Origin of the sequence: Actinoallomurus rhizosphaericola (genome assembly GCF_024055675.1) — a bacterium.
In the GTDB taxonomy this organism is placed as follows: domain Bacteria; phylum Actinomycetota; class Actinomycetes; order Streptosporangiales; family Streptosporangiaceae; genus Actinoallomurus; species Actinoallomurus soli.
Genome location: NZ_JAMXMW010000008.1, coordinates 41175 through 62941, shown reverse-complemented (window position 1 = coordinate 62941; position 21767 = coordinate 41175). Strand labels below are relative to the sequence as shown.

Here is a 21767-nt window from a genome sequence, read left to right as displayed (position 1 = left end):
TGCACGGAGTATAGGGGGCTCGGCGGCAGAGGTTCCCCCGCAGGCACGGGTGGCCGACTCATGACAAACGTATTGACTGCCGCTAAAGCGGGGCGTACAACCAGGCGACAACGTTGTCATCGCCCTATCCCCCTCCGCGAAAGGGCAATCAAGGATGGCACTCCCCCGCCCCCTGCGTGCTCTCACGCCCGCGCTCCTCCTGCTGGGCGCGCTCTTCCTCCCCGCCCCCGCCTCGGCGAGCGCCGCCGCGCTCGTCTCCGACCCCGCCTCCCTGGTCAACCCGCTCCTCGGCACGACCAACGGCGGCAACGACTTCCCCGGCGCCGACGTCCCGTTCGGGATGCTGCAGTGGAGTCCCGACACGTCCAGCCGCGCGCTGGGCGGCGGTTACTCCTACAACAGCTCCACGATCACCGGGTTCAGCCTGACCCACATGGCCGGACCGGGCTGCGGCGCATACGGCGACGTGCCGATCATGCCGACGACCGGCGCGGTGAGCAGCCCCGGATCGGCCAGTTCGCCGTACTCGCACGCGAACGAGTCGGCGTCCCCCGGGTACTACGGCGTGACGCTCGGCAACGGCGTCAAGACCGAGCTGACCACCACCACGCGCGGCGGCATCGGCCGCTTCACCTTCCCGTCCACCACGCAGGCGAACCTGCTGTTCAAACTGACCGGCAGCCAGAACCCGGTCTCAGCGACGACCTGGCAGACCGTCGGGAACACCGAGGTCGTCGGCTCGGTGACCAGTGGCCGCTTCTGCGACGCCGCCAACACCTACACGCTGCACTTCTCCGTGGCGTTCGACCACCCGTTCAGCACCGGGACCTGGCTCGCGTCCGGCGTGCAGGCCGGGGCGCGGCGGCTGGCCCAGAAGTCGACCGCGCGGACGACCGGCACCACCGTCTCGCCGCACGCGGCGGACCGGCCCGACCACCCTCGCCTGCACGGCACGGCGGCGAGCACGGCGGCGCCGCTGGCCGCCCCGAACGGCGGATACCTCACCTTCGACACGACCACGAACCAGGTGGTGACCGCGCGGATCGGCATCTCGTTCACCTCCGACGCGAACGCGACGGCGAACCGGGACGCCGAGGTGCCGAACTTCGGCTTCGACGCCACCCGTACGGCCGCCCACAACGCCTGGAACAGCATGCTCGGCAAGATCCAGACGGCCGGCGGCACCACCGCGCAGCAGCACGTCTTCTACACGTCGCTGTACCACGCGCTGCTGCACCCCAACGTGTTCAGCGACGCGAACGGCCAGTACATGGGCTTCGACAACGCCGTGCACACCGCCGCGTCCGGGCACGCGCAGTACGCCAACTACTCGGGCTGGGACATCTATCGCAGCCAGGCCCAGCTCATCGGCATGATCGCCCCCGCGCAGGCGAGTGACGTGGCGCAGTCCGCGGTCAACGACTACGCGCAGGGCGGCCGGCTGCCGAAGTGGGCGCAGGCCAACGGCGAGTCCTACGTCATGGTCGGCGACCCGGCGGCCCCGATCATCGCCGACATCTACGCGTTCGGCGGCCGGGACTTCGACACGGCCGCCGCGAAGAACGCGATGATCCACCAGGCGACGGTCACGAACAACGACCGGCCCGGGCTGAACTACCTGTCCAGCATCGGCTACCTGCCCAGCGACGGGTCGTACGGCTGCTGCAACTACTACGGGTCCGTCTCGACGACCCTGGAGTACGACACGGCCGACTTCGCGGTCGGGACGTTCGCCGGCGCGCTCGGTGACACGGCGAACCAGAAGAAGTTCGTCGACCGCGCCCAGAACTGGAAGAACCTGCTGAACACCTCCAGCGGCTTCATGCAGCCGCGTACGTCCAGCGGGTCCTGGGCGGGCGGCTTCTCGCCGACGAGCGGCACCGAGATGGTCGAGGGCACGTCCTGGCAGTACACCGGGATGGTGCCGTTCAACGTCCGCGGCCTGGCGGACGCGAAGGGCGGCAACGCCGGGATGGTGAGCTACCTCGACCACGTGCTCGCGGCGTACGACGGCAGCGGCGGCGACCACGCCGACCTCGGCAACGAGCCGAGCATCGAGCTGCCCTGGGAGTACGACTACGTGGGCCGGCCGTGGCGCACCCAGGAGGTCATCCGGAACGTGCAGAACAAGCTGTGGCCGGACTCCCCCACCGGCTGGGGCGTCGGCAACGACGACCTCGGCACGATGAGCGCGTGGTACGTCTGGTCGGCGATGGGGATGTTCCCCGATACGCCGGGCACCTCCGACCTGGCCCTGGGCAGCCCCCTGTTCACCCAGGTCGTGATCACCCTCAGCACCGGGAACAAGCTGACCGTCAACGCGCCACAGGCCGCGACCGACGCGCCGTACGTGCAGAGCGCGACCTGGAACGGCGGCGACTGGAACAACGCCTACCTGCCCGCCTCGGCGGTGACGGCCGGCGGCACGCTCGCCCTCACGCTCGGCACGACGGCGAACACGTCCTGGGCGACCGCGGCCTCGTCGGCTCCCCCGTCGTACGCGGGCAGCGGCGGCACGACGACCCGGACCGGCCCGATCACCTCCGGGATCGCCGGTAAGTGCGTCGACGTGGCGAACAGCTCGGGCGCGAACGGCGCGCACGTCCAGCTCTACACCTGCAACAACACCAACGCGCAGAAGTGGACCGTCCAGGGGGACGGCACCCTGACGGCCTTCGGCAAGTGCATGGACGTCAACAACAGCGGTACGGCCGACGGCACGAAGGTCCAGCTCTACGACTGCAACTCCACCGGCGCGCAGCAGTGGACCTACGACACCGCGAACAAGGCACTGGTCAACCCGGAGTCCGGGAAGTGCCTCGACGACCCGAACAGCACCACCACGGACGGCACCCAGTTGCAGATCTACACCTGCAACAAGACCGCCGCCCAGCAGTGGACGCTGCCGGGCTGACGCACCGAGCGGCGTGCGGGGCCCGGCCCCGCACGCCCGCCGGTTCCACCGCTTAGTGTGGACACGTGGTCACGATCCGTCCGCCCGGGCCACCCGATCCGTGTGTTCCGGCCGCGATGCGGGCGGCGGTCCTGTTCGGGCCGGGCGACCTGCGCGTCGTCGACCGGCCGGTGCCGGAGCCGCGTGCGGGGGAGGTCCTCGTCCGGGTGGCCATGTGCGGCACCTGCGGCACCGACCTGAAGATCCTCGACGGCCACTTCCCGCAGACGCCGCCGTACGGTGAGCACATCCCGGGCCACGAGTGGACCGGCACCGTGGTGGCCACCGGCTCGACCGTCGACGAGGTCGCGCCCGGCGATCGGGTGTGCATCGAGGCGCACCACGGATGCGGGCGGTGCGGCAACTGCCTGACCGGCCGGTACACCGCATGCCTCAACTACGGCGACCCCGCCAAGGGGCACCGGGCGACCGGGATGACGTCGAACGGCGGCTTCGCGCAGTACGCGGTCCACCACGTGAGCGCGCTGTACCGGTTGCCGGCCCGGGTCACGGACGAGGACGCCGTGCTCATCACCACGGCCGGCACCGGTCTGTACGGGCTGGACACCGCGGGCGCCTACATCGCCGGGCAGGACGTCGCGGTCTTCGGGCCCGGTCCGGTCGGCCTGATGACCGCCCAGGTGTGCAAGCGCCTCGGCGCGACGCGGGTCATCCTCGTCGGTACGCGGGAGTCCCGGCTGCGGCTCGGCCGTGAGCTGGGGGCGGACCACGCGCTGAACGCCCGCGAGGTCGATCCGGTCGGGACGGTGCTCGACCTGACCGACGGCCTGGGCGTCGATCTCGCGATCGAGGCCTCCGGGAGCCCCGACGTGCCCGAGCAGTGCGGCCGGGTCACCAGGCGCGGCGGCAAGATCCTGTTCCTGGCGTACTACCCGGAGCCGGTGCGGCTGGACCTCAGCGCGATCGTCCGCAAGGACATCACCATGTACACCGCGCGCGGAGAGGGAGGCGACAACGTACGACGCGCCGTCGCGCTGGCGGCCGCGGGGATGCTCCGGGCCGGAGAGCTGGTCACCCACCGTTTCCCGCTGGAGGACATCGCCGAGGCGTTCCGGGTCCTGCGGGAGCGCGACGGTGATCCATTGAAGATCGTCATCGTTCCGTGAGCTCGGCGGCGGCCCGACCGGGGAATCAGCACCGGTGTGGGGGCGGCCGATGTACCGACAGATCCTTGATCCGATCGGTGGCTCCCTGGCGCTGTCCGCCGCGGTGGCGGCGATCCCCCTTGGCCTGCTGCTCACGCTGTTGGGCGTCTTCCGCGTACGGTCCGACGTGGCGGCGGCCTGCGGCCTGCTCACGGCGTTGACGATCGCCGCGTTCGCCTATCGGATGCCGGTGACGCCCGCGCTGAGCGGCGCGGCCCAGGGCGCGGCGTTCGGCCTCTTCCCGATCGTGTGGATCATGTTGAACGCGGTGTGGCTGAACCGGCTGATCGACGCGTCGGGCCTCCTGGCGGTCATCCGGCAGACCTTCGCCGCCCTGTCGCCGGACCGCCGGGTCCAGGCGCTGGTGCTCGCGTTCTGCTTCGGCGCGCTGCTGGAGGCCCTGGCGGGTTTCGGCGCGCCGGTGGCGGTGGTCACCGCGATCCTCATCGGGCTGGGTCACGGCCCCGTCCGCGCGGCGACGGTGGCCATGTTCGCCGACGCCGGCGGGACCGCCTTCGGGTCGATGGGGAACCCGATCACGGCCCTGGCCAAGGCGACGAACCTGCCGGCGGTGGAACTGGGCCGGATGGTCGGCCGCCAGTCCGCGATCGTGGCGGCCTTCCTGCCCGTGATCATCGTGGTCGTCCTGGACGGGCGGCGCGGGCTGCGCGAGCTGTGGCCGATCGCCGTGGTGACCGGGCTCGGCTTCGCGGCCGGGCAGTTCGTGACCTCCAACCACCTCGCCTACCCGTTGTCGGACCTGGTGGGCGCCCTGGCGGCCACGGGAGCGGCCGTGGTCCTCCTGCGGCTGTGGTCGCCCGCCACCGCACCGGCCCTCGCGCCGGAAGACCCGGAATCTCCGGGCCGCTCGCCGGCCGCCGGGCTGCGCGCGTTCACTCCCTATCTGCTGCTGGTCGTGCTCCTCGCGCTCGTCTCGCTCGACACGCCGGTGTCCCGCGCGGCCACCCGCCTCGGGGTGCGGTTCTCCTGGCCCGGCGTGCGGGTGGCCGACGTTCACGGCAGGCCGCTGGGCCTGGCGGCATTCGCGTTCGACTGGCCGGCCGCGACCGGAACGATCCTGCTGCTGACCGGACTGATCTCGACGGTGATCCTGCGGCTGCCGGCACGCACCGCGCTCCGCGAGTACGGCCGGGCGGCCGCGCGGATCCGGCGTGCCGCGACCACCGTCGTCCTGGTGATGGCACTGGCCTACCTGATGAACTACTCGGGGCAGGCCGCGACCATCGGCACGTGGCTGGCCGGCGCCGGCGGCGCGTTCGTCCTGCTGTCCCCCGTGCTCGGCTGGCTCGGAGTCGCGGCGACCGGCTCCGACACCTCGGCGAACGCGCTCTTCGGCGCGGTCCAGGTGGCGGCGGCCGGCCGGATCGGGGTCGGCCCGGTCCTGCTCGCGGCGACCAACAGCGAGGCGGGCGTCCTGGGCAAGCTGGTCAGTCCGCAGAACCTGGCCATGGCCGCGGCCGTCGCGGGGATGGCGGGCCGGGAGGGCGTCTTGTTCCGGCGCACCTTCCCGTGGAGCGTCGCCTGTCTCGCCGGGTTCACCGTCCTGGTCGCCCTGATGGCGGCGGGCCCGCTGTCCTGGATGGTCCTGGGGTGAACGGCCGGGAGGCGGCGCGATCCCAGTCGGCCTGGCCCAGGAGGCGGCGCGATCCCGGTCGCCCGGGCCCAGGAGGCGGCGCGGTCCCGGTGGGGCGGGCTCAGGAGGCGGCGCGGTCCCGGTTGGCGGGCTCCCCGGGCTCCGCCGCGATCGCGGGCCAGAGGGTGTCGACGACCCGCGTCGGGAGCTCCCCGTCCTCTCCACCGCGGATGAACGCGGCGTAGTAGCTGCCGATGCACATGTCGGCGACCGCCTCCAGGTCCACGTCCGTACGGAGGTCGCCGCGCTCCTGGAGGGTCCGGAGGGTGTCGAGCAGCAGGCGCCGCCGGGGCAGCACGGCGTGGGTCCGCACCATCTCCAGGAGCTCGGGGTTGTGCTCGGCCTCGGCCATGACGTGGCCGACGAGCATGATCCCCGTCCGGTCGGGCTCACGGACGTCGAGCCGTCGTACGGCCTCGGTGACCGCCTCGCGCGCCGTGAGCCGCTCCAGGTCGACGGGCGGGGCGGCCTCCTGCAGCGCGCGGAAGGCGTGGTCGAGGGCGTCGACGACCAGGTCGTGCTTGTTCTCCCAGCGCCGGTAGACCGTGGGCCGGGTGACGCCGGCGTCGGCGGCGATCGCGCCGACGGTCATCCGGGAGTAGCCGTCGACGGCGAGCCGGCGGCGGGCCGCGCGCAGGATCGCCTCCTCGATCAGCGGGTCACGAGGGCGCCCCCGCTGCTTCCTCGGAGCCTCCGTCACGATCAAACGCCTCCTGACCTGCGGGAATGATCATATCTTTACTTGACAGTACCGTAATAAAAAATACTCTGGAAGAGGAAGCGAGACAACCCACGAACCGCCTGGCCGCCCGTCGCGGCCAAGGAGGGTGTGCCAAAGTGAGCGAAAAAATTCTTGATCTTCCACTCGACGCTCGGCCGGACCCCGACGAGTTCGTCCGTGCCGCGATGGAGTGGCACTTCAACCCCGAGACGGGCTCGGCGTACTGGCTCGACCGGGCGAAGACCCTGGACTTCGACCCGCGCAAGGACGTCAAGAGCGTCGAGGACCTGTCCCTGTTCCCGAACATCGTCAACGAGCTGCGCGACGTACGCGTGGAAGACCTCATCCCCAGGGGATACGGCGCGGACGCGGACGTCGTCGGCGTGTACGAGAGCGGCGGCACCACCGGCGCCCCGAAACGCGTGATCATCCTGCGGGACTGGTGGCAGCGGATCATGGCGTGGATGAACGCCGGGATGGACGCCGCCGGGTTCCCCAGGAACGTCAACTGGCTCGTCGTCATGCCGAGCGGGCCGCACATGGCCGGCAAGATGTCCGAGCAGCACGCCACCGACCGTGGCGGCATCAGGTTCACGGTCGACATGGACCCGCGCTGGGTGAAGCAGCTCGTCGCCGCCGGCAAGGCCGAGGAGGCCGAGGCGTACGCCGAGCACCTCGTCGAGCAGGCCGGATTCGTGCTGCGGACCCAGGACGTCGGCGTCATCATCACCACGCCGCCGCTGCTGGAGCGGATCTCGCGGCACGACGACCTGGTCGAGCTGATCGACGAGAAGGTCAAGGGCATCGTCTGGGGCGGCGCGCACATGGACGCCGACACCCGCTACCTGTACCGCACCGAGGTCTTCCCGGGCGTGAAGCTCCGCGGCACGTACGGGAGCACGATGATCCTCGGCGGCTCGAACGAACGCCTCGACCTCACGGACGACGACGCGTGCATCTTCGACCCGCCCGCTCCGTGGATCACCTTCCGCGTCATCGACCCCGACACCGGCCGTACCGTCGACCACGGCGAGCGCGGCCAGGTCGTGATGAACCACGTCACCAAGAACATGCTGCTGCCCAACAACCTGGAACGAGACCTCGCCACCCGGGTCGAACCGCCGGCCGGCCTGGCCGGGGACTCGGTGGCCGACGTGACTCCCGTCGCCCGCTTCGACGACGAGACCGTCATCGAAGGGGTGTACTGATGACCGACCCGATCTTCATCGACGCACTGGGACCGAACGGCTCCTACCGGGCGCGCAACCGGCTGACCGTCCCCGACGTGGCCGGGAACCCGCTGGTCGAGCTCAGCCTCGTCCCGAGGCTGTACGTCACCCGCGCCATGTCCGCGCTGCACAAGGCCGAGACCCTTCCCACGGAGCAGCGCCTGACCGCCATGCGCGCGGCCGGTGAGCTGTTCGCCACCGGCGTCGTCGACGGCATGTCCGCGGCCGACTACCAGTACACGGTGAGCCGGATGTCCGGCACCCCGCTGCCGATCGTCCAGCGGGCGGTCCGGGCCATTGCCCGCAGCGCCGCGAGCTCGTACGACAGCGCCCAGAAGGCCCGGCCCGTCGGCGCGGTGAACGACTGGCGCGACCCGAAGGCCCGGGAGGGCACGGCGGTGTGGATCCGCCGCGGGGACGTCTTCGCGGTGCACGCGGCCGGCAACCACCCCGGCGTGCACAGCCTGTGGCTGGAGGCCCTCGCGCTCGGCTTCCGGGTGGCCGTACGGCCCTCACGGCGCGAGCCGCTCACCCCGTACCGCCTGATCTCGGCGCTCCGCGCGTCCGGGTTCGGCGACGACCAGATCGTCCTGCTGCCCACCGACTACGCCGAGGCCGACGAGATCCTGCGCCAGGCCGACCTGAGCATGGTGTACGGCGGCCAGGACGTGATCGACAAGTACGCCGCGGACACGACCGTCCTGCCGAACGGGCCCGGCCGGTCGAAGATCCTGGTCACCGCCGACTCCGACTGGCGCGACCACATCGACATGATCGTCGATTCGATCAGCCATGAGGGCGGGACGGCGTGCGTGAACACCACCGCCGTGTTCGTCGAGGGCGACCCGGCCCCGCTCGCCGAGGCGATCGCCGCCCGGCTCTCGGCCATCCCGAGCCTGCCGCCGGAGGACGAGAAGGCGGTGCTCACCGCGTACTCGATGCCGGCCGCCAGGAAGATCGACGGCTACCTGCTGGCCAAGGCCGCGGGCACGAGGGCCCACCTCGGCGGCGACGGCGTGGTCGACGAGCTCCCCGACGGCAGCGCCGTGCTCCGGCCGGCCGTCCACGAGCTCGACGACCCGTTCGCCGAGCAGGCCAATGTCGAGCTGGCGTTCCCGTGCGTGTGGGTGGCCCCCTGGACCCGGGAGGCCGGTCCCGCGGTGTTCCACGACACGCTCGTGCTGACCGCGGTCACCAAGGACGAGAAGCTCCTCGACGACCTGCTCGCCGACCCGACGATCAAGAACCTCTACATCGGCGACCACCCGACCTACTGGATGACGCCGGGCGTCCCCCACGACGCCTACCTCGGCGAGTTCCTGATGCGCACCAAGGCCGTCATCCGCGACTGACCACGTGAGCATCGTCGGCGCCGGTCGGCGGCGCCGACCGGCGGCCTTGTGCCGAGGGTTTCCGTCGCCATGACGACGAGGATCCTCGGCGCTGAGGCCGCGGAGGCTCCGCTCAGGGGGTGACCTCGGACTGGGCCATCATGCCCATCGACGAGTGGTCGAGCAGGTGGCAGTGGTAGAGGTACAGGCCGGTGTAGCGCTCGTAGCGCACCCTGATCCGCACGTCGCCGCCGTTCGGGATCGCCACCGTGTCCTTCCAGCCGGCCTCGTGGCCGGACACCGGTACGCCGTTGCGGTCGATGACCTGGAAGTGCGTTCCGTGCACGTGGAGGTTGTGCCGGATCGGCGGGTTGACGTCGCTGTTGACGACGCGCCATTCCTCGGTCTGGCCGAGCTTGATCTGCTGATCGACCCGGTCCATGTCGAAGGACCTGCCGTTGATCTCGGACATGCCGGTGGTGGGGTTCACCCCCAGGACGATGTCGCGGTGGACCGTCGCCGGGCCGAGGTCGGGCCGGGAACCGCCGAGCCTCGGCGGGACGCGGCTGGGGTCGTACGCCCGGCGGACGACGTCGAAGCGCATGAGGTCCGACGGCTGGCCGATGTTCGGATCGGTGTTCCGCAGCGTGAGCTGTGAGCCCGGCGCGAGGTCGGCGAAGTCGACGACGGCGTCGACCCGCTCCCCCGGTGAGAGGGTGACGCCGGTGGCGCGCACGGGCGCCGGCAGCAGGCCGCCGTCGGAGGCGATCAGCCACATCGGACGGCCGTCGCTGAGGCCGAGCGTGAAGTAGCGCGTGTTCGCGCCGTTGATCAGCCGCAGCCGGTACTTGCGGGCGGCCACCGGGTGATAGGGCTGCCGGCGCCCGTTGACCAGGAGCACGGTGCGCTTCCGGGCGTCGCCCATCGTGAACACCAGGCCGCCCTGGTCGTCGAACTGCGCGTCGCGCAGCATGAGCGGCAGGTCGTAACGGCCCGCCGGCGGGCCGGTCCACCGCGGCTCGTCCAGCAGGTAGCAGCCGGCCAGCCCGCGGAAGACCATCTCGGCCTCCATGTGGTGCGTGTGGTCGTGGTACCAGAGCGTCGCGGCGGGCTGGAGGTTCGGGTAGACGTAGTCGCGGAAGGCGCCCGGCGCGATCGGGTCCTTCGGGTGCCCGTCGCTGTCGGCCGGCACGTACGCCCCGTGCAGGTGCACCACGGCCTCCGTTCCCAGGGCGTTCCGCTGCCGCACCACGACGCGTCGGCCGGGTCGGGCGCGGATCGTCGGGCCGGGGAAACACCCGTCGTACGTCATCACCGGGGTCTGCACGCCGGGCAGGATCTGGGCGGTCGCCTCCCGCATGGTCATCTCGTAGTAGTCCGTCGTGGCCGTCCGGCGCACCGGGCGCTTGACCGGCGGGACGACGAGCGGCAGTGAGAACGGCGGCGTGTCCGCCGCCCGCGCGACCGCACCGCGCGCACCGCCCGGGAGGAGCAGTGCCGCGCCACCCAGCGCACCGATCCTCAGGGTCTGTCTCCGATCGAGCATTCCGGCACCTTCTCCCCGTGGCTGTGAACGGAGAGCACTGTGCCGTCGGCGCCTCAAGAGCCGCTGGAGAGCCGGTGACCACGATCGTCGGACGTTCAGCCGGCGGGGAGGCGGTCGCCCGCCAGGACGGCGGCACCCGCTATCGGGAGCTTGGGCGGCCGATATCCGCCTGAGGAGGGCTGATCACCGGTTGTCCTGAAGTGGGCGTAGGACGCAGAACTCGTTGTCCTCGGGATCGGCCATGACGATCCAGGACGCGTCGGAGGGTTGGCCGACCGACGCGCGCCGGGCGCCCAGGGTGATCAGGCGCTGCACCTCGCGTTCCTGGTCCTCGGGGCGCAGGTCCAGGTGGAGCCGGTTCTTGCCCGGCGTGGGGTCGGGTACCCGCACGAACAGCAGGTCCGGGGCGACGCCGTCCTCGGCGCTGCCCTCCGGTGGCTCCAGGACGATCTGCTCGGCGGTGTGGTGGGTGCGTCGCCAGCCCAGCGCCGCCTCCCAGAATCCGGCCACGACCTCCAGGTCGTGGCAATCGATGACCAGGCACTGAATCCTCAACGTCATCCGGCGACCATGCAATACCTCAGCGGTGCTGTCGAGCGGTTTTCCGCGCCTCGCTCCCCCACCGGTTCTCGGTGCCCAGGGCGGCCCCGTCCGACGGTCGGCGAAAGCCCATCCGCGCACAGGAACGCCTCTGACCGCGTTGAGACCGATGTCGTCATCGAAAGGGGACTACGCGCGGCCGTGGCGTTCAGTCTTTGTGACCTTGCGCCGCCGCTTCGAGCGGGCAGTTCAGCAGGTATTCGTAAAGGTCTTGGGGTGTCGCCTCCCAGCCGCGGGCATCGACGACCGTGTTCCAGGACCGCATGACCTGTCGATGTTCGGCCCAGGCTGATCGGTCGCGGGTGAGGTCGCGCCGGTAGGCGGGAAGGTCCATCGTGGCGACGTTCCAGGAGCCGGGACCGCAGACCGTGTCCTCGCGGGTCGTCACCACGCCGCGTCGAAGGCTCAGGGGAAAGGTGCTGCACACCAGCGGGCGGTGGGCGTAGACACCGCACCGGGCGATGCCGGAGGCGATCTCCATGAGGAACACGCAGGCACCGGTCTCCGATCTGCGTTGCAGACAGATCTCCTTCGCGGGCCCGCCCGGTCGAAGGCGGAAGCCCTCCCCCTTGGTGTCCCGAAGCCTGATGAAGTCGCTGGGATGCATGGCGGTTCCTTCGGCGAGCGCCCGGACGTCCCTGACGGTGACTCCGACGGCGTACGAGCGGCAGCATTTGCCGCCGCAACCGGCACAGCCGGCGACATTGGCGCCGCTGCCGTTCATGCCGTCACCTCCTCGGGCCACCCGGCACCGGCCTCACGGGCGTACTGCGCCTCGAGCAGGTAGCGCTGGAAATCCTCGATGCCCAGTTCCTCATTGGACTCGGCGGCCAGCGCGTTCCACCGCGCCACGACCTCGAACCAATGGTCGCGATCGGCCGACCAGGTGCGCAGGGCTTCGGTCAGCGCCTCCTGGTCCAGATCCTCCAGCTTCCACTCCCGGCAGTCACATCCGGGCTCGGGACGTATCTCCGGAGCGCCGTCCTTCGTGGCGGCCGGGAAGATCCGGCATGAGATCGGAGCGACATCTCCCAGGCCACAGCAGGTCGCGCCGCTGGGAGTACGGACCGAGAAGACGCACCCGTCCATGGCGTTGGCGAGCTTGAGGAAGACCCGGCGCCGACCCTTGTCAAGGACGATCCCGGTGGGGTCGCCGGCCACGGCGGGCGCGGTCTGCGTGAAATGCCACGGTTCCACGGCGAGCGTACGGGAGATCCGGGCGATGTCCGCCCCGGTGACGTGCCGGGCACCACGCGCACAGCGGGTCTTCGCCCGGCAAGACTGCCATTGGGCTCGCACGCCCGGCGATTCATCCGACAGCACTGCTTCATCCCCTCCGCTACCGCGACACAGACCAGTCCTTCTCCGGCATACGGAGCGGAACGCTTGGCGGTTCAATCCAGCGCGCTCGCCCGGGCCGACTTCGTCGCCGTCGTGACCCGGCGATGGCACGCCTCTGCCGCGTGAGCGTGCCGATGGCCGCTGTCGCAGACAGGGTGGTGAGCCGAGGGTCAGCGCTGCTGGACGGTGCCGTCCGGCCGGACGGCGTTCACGTCGTCGCGGGCGTCGAGGCGGGCGCGCTGGGGGACGACCGTGTACTTCGGGTCCTTCGAGGAGATCATTCCGGCCTCGAAGACGCCGAAACGGGTCAGGGCCGAGCCGGCGAGGAGTGACCCGCCCGCGGCGGCCGACAGCCACCGGTTGCGCCGTCCGAGGACGGCGGCGAGGGCGCCCGCGCCCGTCAGGGCCTCGGCCGTACGGATCAGCACGCCGGCGCGGCCGGTCTCGTACGCCTCGGCGACGATGCCCATCCGCCTGCGCATGAAGTGGGCCACCAGGAGTTCGGCGGTGCCGCCCGCCACGCCCATGCGGCGGGCGGGCGTGGCCTCCTCCAGTGGCGCGACCAGCAGGCCAAGGCCGCCGCCCGCAGCGGCGGCCGAGGACACGAAGAGGTAGGGCAGTTCGCGGTGGCCCTCATGCCACCCGGGGACCGCGGTGTCGGCCAGGAGGACGCCGGTGTAGGCGGCGACGGCCGGTCCGGCGACCGCGCCGGCCATCGCGCCGGCCGTGCCGATCCGCGGGAGGCGGCCGGTCACGGCGGAGAAGGCGGCGGCTCCGGCGGCCGGGGCGTACGCGCTGAGGATCCAGGAGCCGACGCTCATCGGCGAGGTCCACTTCAGCACCCGCAGCATGTTGACGAAGCGCGCGGGGCGGCCGAGGTCGTGGACGAGGGCGGCCAGGCTCACCGCGATCGCGCCGGCGGCGCCGATCCGGGTGCCGCGGGCCAGGCGAGGCCGTCCGGTCAGCTCGGCGCCGGCGGACAGGACCGAGGACGCGCCGGCCAGTCCGCCGAGGAACAGGTATCCGGCGATGTCGAGCGCCTTCCAGACGGGCGGCTTGACCACCGGCCTGCCGTAGTAGGACGTGAACTCCGGCTCGGGCACCACCGGCCGTTCGCGGCGGCGGCGCCGGCGGGGGCCGGCGGTGCCGGTGAGCGCGTCCCGCGCGTGGTCCTCGGGGCTCAGCGCACGGCGTGCGCGCACCTCCTCGCTGATCGCGTCCCGCCCGGCCCTTCCTTCCTCCCGCACGGCGTCCTCTTCCTCGCCGGGCCCCCGTGCCTCCTCGCTCATCGCGGCCGCCCCGCGACGGCCAGCAGGCCGGCGCCGAGGAGGCCCGCGGCGGCGAGCGCGGCGTGCCGCCACATGGCCGGCAGGTCGCGGGTCGTGGCGATCGGGTCGGGGGGCAGGCCGTACACCTCGGGGTCGTCGAGGAGGAGGAAGAACGCGCCCGCTCCCCCGATCCCGTCGTCGGTGTCCGCGAGGTAGAGGTGCGCGTCGTCGACGCCCGCGTCGTTCAGCGTGGCGACCCGGGCCGCGGCGCGTGCCCGCAGCTCGTCCAGGGGCCCGTACTGGATCGAGTCGGTCGGGCAGGCCTTGGCGCACGCGGGTTCCAGGCCGTCGCCGATCCGGTCGTAGCACAGCGTGCACTTCCAGGCCCGCCCGTCGTCCTTCCGCTGGCCGAGCACGCCGAACGGGCAGGCCGGGATGCAGTAGCCGCAGCCGTTGCAGACGTCGGACTGGACGACGACCGTGCCGAACTCCGTACGGAAGAGCGCGCCGGTGGGGCAGACGTCCAGGCAGGCGGCGTGCGTGCAGTGCTTGCAGACGTCACTGGACATCAGCCAGCGCAGGTCGCCGCCCTCCCCCGGTGTCATGGGGTTCATCGGGGCCAGGTCCGGCGGCGTGCCGAGCGGGGGGACCGGGCCCTGGTGGTCCACGCCCGGCTCCTGCCGGGCGAGCGGCTTGCGCTGCTCGATGAAGGCCACGTGCCGCCAGCTGTCGGCGTCGAGCTTCTCGGTGTTGTCGTACGACATCCCGGTGAAGTTCAGGCCGTCCTCCGGGATGGCGTTCCACTCCTTGCAGGCCACCTCGCACGCCTTGCAGCCGATGCACACGGAGGTGTCGGTGAAGAAGCCCATGCGCTCTGCCATGTCAGATCTCCATGCCGGTCCGCTCGGTGATGCCCGCCCGCCGCCGGTAGTCCTCGACGAGCTCCAGCGCGGCCGGTCCGCGCGGCCGCCGTCCGGGGCGGATGTCGCAGGCCATCGCCTTGACCTCCTGGATGTGGGTGTTCGGGTCGAGGGAGAGGTGGGCCAGCTCGTTGGCCGAGTCGCCGCGGCTGTAGCCGTTCCCGCCCCAGTGGTACGGCAGGCCGATCTGGTGCAGCCGCCTGCCCTCCACGATCAGCGGGGTCATCCGCTCGGTGACCAGCACCCGGGCCTCGATGACGGCGCGCGCCGAGACGATGGTGGCCCAGCCGAGGTGGGTCAGGCCGCGCTCGGCCGCGAGTTCCGGGGAGACCTCGCAGAAGAACTCCGGCTGCAGCTCGGACAGGTACGGCACCCAGCGGGACATCCCGCCGACGGTGTGGTGCTCGGTGAGGCGGTAGGTGGTCGTGACGTAGGGGAAGAGCTCCGATCCCGGCTTGCCATCGCTGGGCTGGTACCGGTTGACCGGATGCTCGATGAGCTCACGGGCCGGGTTGCGCCCGTAGTGGTAAAGCGGATTCTCCGAGGGCGACTCCTGGGGTTCGTAGTGCGCGGGCAGCGGGCCGTCGACGATGCCGGCGGGCGCGTACAGCCACGCCCTGCCGTCCGCCTGCATGATGAAGGCGTCGGTGCCCGACAGCGCGTCCGGGCCCGTGGCGTCCGGCGGCGGCCGGTGGTCCGGGGGCAGGGTCGGCGGGAAGTCAGGGGTGTCCGGTCCCGTCCATCGCCCGCGCTCCGGGTCCCACCGCACGTACGCCTTGCGGTCGCTCCAGGGGCGCCCGCCGGGGTCGGCGGACGCGCGGTTGTAGAGGATCCGCCGGTTCGCGGGCCAGGCCCAGCCCCATTCCAGCGCCACGTGGTCCTGTTCCCAGCCGGGCTTGCGGCGCGCGGCCTGGTTGACGCCGTCGGCGTAGACGCCACAGTAGATCCAGCAGCCGCAGGAGGTCGAGCCGTCGTCCGCGAGCTCGTCGTAGGAGCTCAGGTGCCGTCCGCCGGGACCGAAGCCGTTGATCTCGGCCAGCACCGCCTCGGCGGACGGCTCGTCCTGGGCGCCCTCGGTCGGGTAGTCCCAGGTCACATGCTTGATCGGCAGGTCCATCGGGTCGTCGGAGTCCGCCAGCCTCTCCCGGATCAGCCGGCCGAGGTGGTAGACGAACCACAGGTCGCTGCGGGCCTCGCCGGCGGGTTCGACGGCCTGGTCCCGCCACTGCAGCAGGCGATCGGTGTTGGTGAAGCTGCCCGACTTCTCGGTGTGCGCCGCGGCGGGCAGGAAGAAGACCTCGGTGCGGAGGTCCTCGGTGCGCATCTCGCCCGTCTCGATCTCCGGGCCGTCCTTCCACCAGGTCGCGCTCTCGATCAGCGAGAAGTCACGGACCACCAGCCAGTCGAGGTTCGCCATGCCCATGCGCTCGTACCGGGAGTTGGAGGAGCCGGCCGCCGGGTTCTCGCCCATCAGCAGGTAGCCCTTGCAGACGCCCTCCATCTGCCGCAGCACGGTGTGGTACGTGCTGTGGTTGCCGGTCAGCCGGGGCAGGTAGTCGAAGCAGAAGTCGTTGTCGGCGGTCGCGTGCTCGCCCCACCAGGCCTTCAGCAGGCTGACCATGTAGGCGGACATCTTGCCCCAGTAGCCCTTGCTCGCCGCCTCGTCCTCCAGGTAGGCCGCGAGTCCTTCGTTCTGGCCCAGGTGCGGCATGGGGATGTAGGCGGGCAGCAGGTCGAACAGCGCGGGGATGTCGGTGGAGCCCTGGATGTTGGCGTGCCCGCGCAGGGCGAGGATGCCGCCTCCGGGGCGTCCGATGTTGCCGAGCAGCGTCTGCAGGATCGAGGCGGCGCGGATGTTCTGCACGCCGGTCGTGTGCTGCGTCCAGCCGACCGCGTACGCGATCGCGGTCGTACGGTCGGGGCCGGAGTTGGCGGTGAGGTGCTCGCAGACCCGGTCGAAGAGGTCCCGTGGGACGCCGCAGATCTGCTCGACGACCTCCGGCGTGTAGCGCGCGAAGTGCCGTTTGAGGATCTGGAACACGCACCGGGGATGCTGCAGCGTCTCGTCGGTGTAGATCTCCCCGGAGACCTCCGGGCCGCCGGAGCCGTGGGCCTCGACGCGCGCCGTCTCGGTCATCAGCAGCATTTCCTCGTCGATCTCGCCGGACGGCGCGCGCATCTCGCTGCCCGCGTACTGCCAGCTCCGAGGGTCGTACACCCGGTGCTCCTCGTCGTAGCCCGAGAACAGGCCGTCGAGGTCCTCGGTGTCCTGGAACTCCTCCCGGACGATCGTCGCCGCGTTGGTGTAGGCGAGCACGTATTCGCGGAAGTACTTCTCGTTCTCCAGGACGTGGTGGATCAGGCCGCCGAGGAAGGCGATGTCCGTGCCGGCGCGGATGGGCACGTGCAGGTCGGACAGCGCGCTGGTCCGGGTGAACCTCGGGTCGACGTGGATCACGACGGCGCCGCGCGCCTTGGCCTCCATCACCCACTGGAACCCGACCGGGTGGCACTCGGCCATGTTCGAGCCCTGGATGAGGATGCAGTCGGCGTTCCGGAAGTCCCGCTGGAACGTCGTCGCGCCGCCGCGCCCGAAGCTGGTCCCCAGACCGGGGACGGTCGCGGAGTGTCAAATACGGGCCTGGTTCTCGATCTGGATCGCGCCGAGGGCGGTCCAGAGCTTCTTGAGGAGGTAGTTCTCCTCGTTGTCCAGCGTCGCTCCGCCCAGGCTCGCGATGCCGAGCGTGTGCCGGACGTTCCGGCCCTCGTACTCCCATATCCAGCCGTCCCGGCGAGCGGCGATCATCCGATCGGCGATCATGTCCATGGCCCGGTCGAGCGGGAGCCGCTCCCACTCGGTCCCGTACGGCCTCCGGTACAGGACCTCGTGCATGCGTGAGGAGCCGGTGGTGAGCTGCAGGCTGGCCGACCCCTTGGGGCAGAGCCGGCCGCGGGAGATCGGCGACTTCGGGTCGCCCTCGATCTGGATGACCTGCTCGTCTTTGACGTAGACCTTCTGCGCGCAGCCGACCGCGCAGTACGGGCAGACGGAGTTGACCACCTTGTCCGCGTCCCGGATCCGGGGCCGCAGCCGGGCGGTGCGCCGGCTCTTCGCCGCGTCGCCCCGCGGGTCGCCGCCCTTCAGCTGACGGAGGACCGGCCATGACGCGACCAGCTCGCGCAGGGTCATGTGAGCCGCCTGCCCGCGATCTGTCCCGTTGATACGTCGCTTTACCGGACGGAAGCCTCCCCCAGAACGGATGATTACCGCATAAAGGAGACACCCACGAAAAGCCTCACTGACCCTTGTCTCGTCCGTCGGTGTTCGGCAGAGCATGATCGAGGAGGACCTGCGCAGCCGCCCGTGCGTGCCGGCCGTAGTCCGCCTCGTCCAGCACCATGGCGCGGCTGGCCGCGCCGTCCGCGAGAGTGGCCAGTTGCTCGGCGAGTGCGTCGGGTTCGCGGCAGCCCAGTTTCCTCACCAGGGCGGCGATCAGCCGCACCATTCGCAGTTTCTGTTCGCGGGCGTAGGAGTGGACCGCGCTCTCCGGATCCGGAAACTCCGCGGCGGCATCGATGAACGGACAACCACGAACCGGCCCTGCGTCCGTTGCGATCTGGTCGAAGAGCATGAGAACCCGCTCCCGAGGGGAGAGGTCCTCGCGGTCCAGCACGCTCTCCAGAGTGGCACCCGTCAGCACGAGGCCCTGCAAGTGGGCGATGACCAGGTCGTTCTTGGTCTTGAAGTGCGCGTAGAGCGTCCGCTTTGACACCGGCGCCTTCTCGGCGACCTGTTCCATGCCGGTGGCGTTGATCCCCTGGGCCGCGAACAGCTGGGCGGCAGCGGCGAGAATACGCTCCCGACCTCCGCGTCCCCGCCGTTGAGGCACCGTCGGCGTTGTACTCATGAACCAAGTATACGCTACCGTTTACATCACCAGGCGCCTGGTCATGCGTGGAAGGTCGTGGTCGACTCGAGCGGGGCTCGCTTGGTCGTCACCCGGTTCACCGGCGCGCTGGAGTTGGATGGCGCGGCGCCTGCGAGCGAGAAGATCGCGCGCATCGTGGCCTCAGGCACGGCCTCCGGACGGAAGGCGCGGGTCGCGCGACGGCTGCGTATCAGCTTTTCCCCGTAGCCGCTCAGCCCAGTGGGGGCCGGACTGCTCATGGAGCACTCCTCAACGACGCCACATGTAAACGGATCCGTATACACGGAGGAGACCGTAGCAGCACACTCCCTCGATGTAAACGGTGACGTGTACATACACCAGCGAGGCGGAAGCCCGTCGGCGTTCCACCAGGTCAGGGCGAAGCACTGAGCCGCTCTTGAGGTACACGGTTCCGTTTACTTCAGCACTTTGGGTGTGTTACGGTCCGCTTGTAAACGCTTCCGTGTACCTGTGTCGATGTTCCGCTGGCATGCCAGGCCACGGCGTCGAGCACCGACCACAGATCGCATGAACGGAGAAGTCATGTCCGACGTCCTTCCGCCCGATCAGACCCTCGTCAAGCCACTTCCAGGAAGGGACACAGCCACTGCTGCCGCATCCGGCGCGTCGGGGCCGAGCGTTCGCCGGCCGAGGCTCGTCCTGGCGCTGCTGGCGATGGCGACCTTCCTGGCCGCGCTCGACCTGCTGATCGTCAACGTCGCCCTCGCTCCCATCGGGCGCGGGATCGGTACGCGCGACCTGTCAGATCTCAGTTGGATCCTGAACGCATACGCCATCGTCTTCGCTGCGTTGCTGGTCCCCGCGGGCCGGCTGGCAGACCGCTACGGACGTAAGAGCGCCTTCATCCTCGGCCTCGGCTTGTTCGCCGTGGCCAGCCTGGGCGCGGCGCTGTCGGGGAATCTGTGGCTCCTCGTTGTGTTCCGTGTCATCCAGGCCGCCGGTGCGGCGGTGCTCACCCCGGCCAGCCTTGGCTTGGTCCTTGCGACGGCCCCGCCTGCGAAGGTGCACAAATACGTGCAGATCTGGGCGGCCAGCGGGTCGCTCGCCGCCGCGGCCGGCCCGGCGGCGGGCGGTCTGCTGGCGAACGCGGCCTGGCAGTGGATCTTCCTCATCAACATCCCCCTCTGCCTGGCCGCCATCGCCATGGCGGTCCCCCTGATCCCCAACGTCCGCCACGACCTGGCCACCCGCATCCCCGACCTGCTCGGCGGGTTGCTGATCATCCTCGCCGTCGGAGCCCTCGCCGTCGGGCTGGTGAAGGCCCCGGAGTGGGGCTGGGGTGCGGCGTCCACGCTCGGCAGCCTGAGCCTGGCCGCGGTGTCGCTCATGGCGTTCATCGTCCGCTCGTCCCGCGCGCACGTGCCGATCGTGGAACTCGGCATCTTCCGGAACCTGGTGTTCTCCTCGGCGAACGTGGCGGTCGTACTCTTCTACGCCTCATTCACACTCCAACTGCTGGGCATCATCCAGTGGCTCGAACAGCAAGGCGACTGGTCGGTGGTCACGACGGGGTTCGCGGTGGCGCCCGGACCGGGCATGGTGTTCGTTGCGTCCCTGCTGGCCGCGCGACTTGCCCACCGGCTGCCCGTGGGCCTCATCGCCGCAGTCGGCGCCCTCCTCTCAAGTGCCGGCATCGCCCTGATCACCGTCTCCACCGGGGGGCACGCCGTCCACTACGCCTCCGGCATCCTCCCCGGCTGGCTCATCGGGGGTTTCGGAATGGGTCTGGCGCTGCCCACCATGTTCTCCTCTGCCACCCGTGACCTCCCTCCCCACCAAGCAGCCACCGGCAGCGCCGTGGTCAACATGGGCAGCCAGATCGGCTCCGTCCTCGGCGTGAGCCTTCTCGTCATCTTCCTCGCTCTGCCCAACTCCGATCCGCACCACGGCTACGCCATCTCCTGGTGGACCTCCGCCGCGCTCGCCCTCGCCAGCGCAATCGCCGCCCTCGGCCTCAACGCACGCCGACACGCCCATACGGCCGGCGCTTGAGCGCCCCGGCGCCCTCACCGTCAACCCACCGAACACACGGCGAGGGCGCCGGTCCTCTGCAACCAGACCAGAACAACCACGGGACACCACGATGAAGACTCTCGGTTTCCTTTCCTTCGGTCACTACCAGCCCGTGCCGGGCTCACGCACCCGCACCGCCCGCGACGCGTTGATTCAGACCATCGAGCTGGCGATCGCCGCCGAGGAGATCGGGATCGGCATGGCGGCCGTGCGCGTACACCATTTCGCCCGCCAAGCGTCCACGCCCTTCCCCTTGCTCGCCGCCATCGCCGCGCGCACACACCGGATCGAGATCGGCACTGCCGTCATCGACATGCGCTACGAGAACCCTTACGCCATGGCCGAGCAAGCCGCGGCGGCAGACCTCATCAGCGGCGGACGGCTTCAGCTGGGACTCAGCCGCGGATCGCAGGAGGTGGCGCTCCGCGGATATGAGGCATTCGGGCACGTCCCCGCTGAGGGGACGAGCGACGCCGACATGGCGCGCCATCACACCGCGCAGTTCCGCCTCGCCATCGCCGGGCACCCCATCGCATCAACCGACCCGGCCGCAGGCCCTTCCACCGGACTCCCCGTTGAACCCCGCTCGCCGGGCCTCACCGAACGCATCTGGTGGGGCTCCTCTACACGGGCAAGCGCCGTCTGGACCGCCGAGCATGGCATGAACCTCATGAGTAGCACACTGCTGTCCGAGGACACCGGAGCACCCTTCGACGAACAGCAACGCGAACAGATCGACATCTACCGCGAGACGTGGCGCTCGGCGGGCCACGAACGCACCCCGCGCGTGTCTGTCAGCCGAAGTGTCCTGCCGGTCACCAGCGACGAAGACCGCCTCTACTTCGGACGCACAGCGGACGACCGCGACCGGGTCGGAATTCTCAACGGAGCGATTTCCCGGTTCGGCCGCAGCTATATCGGCGAGCCGGACGTCATCGCGAAGGAGCTCGCCGCCGACGCGGCCGTCGCCGCCGCGGACACCCTCTTGCTCACCATCCCGAACCAGCTCGGCGTCGACCACAACGCGCGCCTCCTGCAGACGATCGTCGATCACGTCGCCCCGTACCTGCGGTAG

Annotated in this window: 17 protein-coding genes; 7 read left to right on the top strand and 10 right to left on the bottom strand. The window is 70.6% G+C overall.

Annotated elements, in window-relative coordinates; genetic code table 11:
* Positions 1 to 154 precede the first annotated feature (154 nt).
* The 3 genes from NE234_RS19240 to NE234_RS19230 all read left to right on the top strand — a co-directional run bounded on the left by NE234_RS19240 (position 155) and on the right by NE234_RS19230 (position 5734).
* Positions 155 to 2914 (top strand): lectin, encoded by a 2760-nt coding sequence (locus NE234_RS19240; protein WP_252781821.1) that lies wholly within the window; start codon positions 155 to 157, stop codon positions 2912 to 2914.
* A 65-nt stretch (positions 2915 to 2979) separates the two neighbouring features.
* Complete coding sequence (locus tag NE234_RS19235) at positions 2980 to 4080, top strand: zinc-dependent alcohol dehydrogenase (protein ID WP_252781819.1); 1101 nt, start codon at positions 2980 to 2982, stop codon at positions 4078 to 4080.
* Between the two features lie 49 nt (positions 4081 to 4129).
* Positions 4130 to 5734, top strand: coding sequence for an L-lactate permease (locus tag NE234_RS19230; RefSeq protein ID WP_252781817.1), 1605 nt, complete (start codon positions 4130 to 4132; stop codon positions 5732 to 5734).
* Between the two features lie 100 nt (positions 5735 to 5834).
* Here the strand turns inward: NE234_RS19230 and NE234_RS19225 are convergent, their stop codons facing one another.
* Positions 5835 to 6473, bottom strand: coding sequence for a TetR/AcrR family transcriptional regulator (locus NE234_RS19225; protein WP_252781815.1), 639 nt, complete (start codon positions 6471 to 6473; stop codon positions 5835 to 5837).
* 137 nt (positions 6474 to 6610) lie between these two features.
* On the opposite strand from NE234_RS19225, the gene NE234_RS19220 reads away from it, so the two are divergent.
* Both NE234_RS19220 and NE234_RS19215 read left to right on the top strand, forming a co-directional pair.
* Complete coding sequence (locus NE234_RS19220) at positions 6611 to 7702, top strand: acyl-CoA synthetase family protein (protein ID WP_252781813.1); 1092 nt, start codon at positions 6611 to 6613, stop codon at positions 7700 to 7702.
* A complete protein-coding gene (locus NE234_RS19215) occupies positions 7702 to 9075 on the top strand; it encodes an aldehyde dehydrogenase family protein (RefSeq protein WP_252781812.1) in 1374 nt (457 codons plus the stop codon). The genes NE234_RS19220 and NE234_RS19215 overlap by 1 nt, the downstream gene beginning before the upstream one ends.
* A gap of 112 nt (positions 9076 to 9187) precedes the next feature.
* Here the strand turns inward: NE234_RS19215 and NE234_RS19210 are convergent, their stop codons facing one another.
* The 9 genes from NE234_RS19210 to NE234_RS19170 all read right to left on the bottom strand — a co-directional run bounded on the left by NE234_RS19210 (position 9188) and on the right by NE234_RS19170 (position 18897).
* Positions 9188 to 10600, bottom strand: coding sequence for a multicopper oxidase family protein (locus NE234_RS19210; protein ID WP_252781810.1), 1413 nt, complete (start codon positions 10598 to 10600; stop codon positions 9188 to 9190).
* Positions 10601 to 10783: 183 nt separating this feature from the next.
* Positions 10784 to 11161 (bottom strand): VOC family protein, encoded by a 378-nt coding sequence (locus tag NE234_RS19205; protein WP_252781809.1) that lies wholly within the window; start codon positions 11159 to 11161, stop codon positions 10784 to 10786.
* Positions 11162 to 11348: 187 nt separating this feature from the next.
* On the bottom strand, positions 11349 to 11924 hold the full coding sequence (locus NE234_RS19200; protein WP_252781808.1) for a YkgJ family cysteine cluster protein: 576 nt from the start codon (positions 11922 to 11924) through the stop codon (positions 11349 to 11351).
* A complete protein-coding gene (locus NE234_RS19195; protein ID WP_252781806.1) occupies positions 11921 to 12397 on the bottom strand; it encodes a hypothetical protein in 477 nt (158 codons plus the stop codon). Before NE234_RS19195 ends, NE234_RS19200 begins: the two co-directional genes overlap by 4 nt.
* Before the next feature lie 314 nt (positions 12398 to 12711).
* The gene (gene nrfD / locus NE234_RS19190; protein ID WP_252781804.1) at positions 12712 to 13830 is read right to left on the bottom strand and encodes an NrfD/PsrC family molybdoenzyme membrane anchor subunit; all 1119 of its coding nucleotides are present in this window, start codon (positions 13828 to 13830) and stop codon (positions 12712 to 12714) included.
* A complete protein-coding gene (locus NE234_RS19185) occupies positions 13827 to 14690 on the bottom strand; it encodes a 4Fe-4S dicluster domain-containing protein (protein WP_252781802.1) in 864 nt (287 codons plus the stop codon). The genes nrfD and NE234_RS19185 overlap by 4 nt, the downstream gene beginning before the upstream one ends.
* Position 14691: 1 nt before the next feature.
* A complete protein-coding gene (gene fdh, locus NE234_RS19180) occupies positions 14692 to 17919 on the bottom strand; it encodes a formate dehydrogenase (RefSeq protein ID WP_252781800.1) in 3228 nt (1075 codons plus the stop codon).
* Positions 17920 to 18025: 106 nt separating this feature from the next.
* Positions 18026 to 18637 (bottom strand): TetR/AcrR family transcriptional regulator, encoded by a 612-nt coding sequence (locus tag NE234_RS19175; RefSeq protein ID WP_252781798.1) that lies wholly within the window; start codon positions 18635 to 18637, stop codon positions 18026 to 18028.
* Between the two features lie 41 nt (positions 18638 to 18678).
* Positions 18679 to 18897, bottom strand: coding sequence for a nitroreductase family protein (locus NE234_RS19170; protein ID WP_252781796.1), 219 nt, complete (start codon positions 18895 to 18897; stop codon positions 18679 to 18681).
* Positions 18898 to 19201: 304 nt separating this feature from the next.
* Here NE234_RS19170 and NE234_RS19165 point away from each other — a divergent pair, with 304 nt between their 5' ends.
* The gene (locus NE234_RS19165; RefSeq protein WP_252781795.1) at positions 19202 to 20671 is read left to right on the top strand and encodes an MFS transporter; all 1470 of its coding nucleotides are present in this window, start codon (positions 19202 to 19204) and stop codon (positions 20669 to 20671) included.
* Positions 20672 to 20762: 91 nt separating this feature from the next.
* Entirely contained in the window at positions 20763 to 21767 is a 1005-nt protein-coding gene (locus NE234_RS19160) for an LLM class flavin-dependent oxidoreductase (protein ID WP_252781793.1), read from the top strand.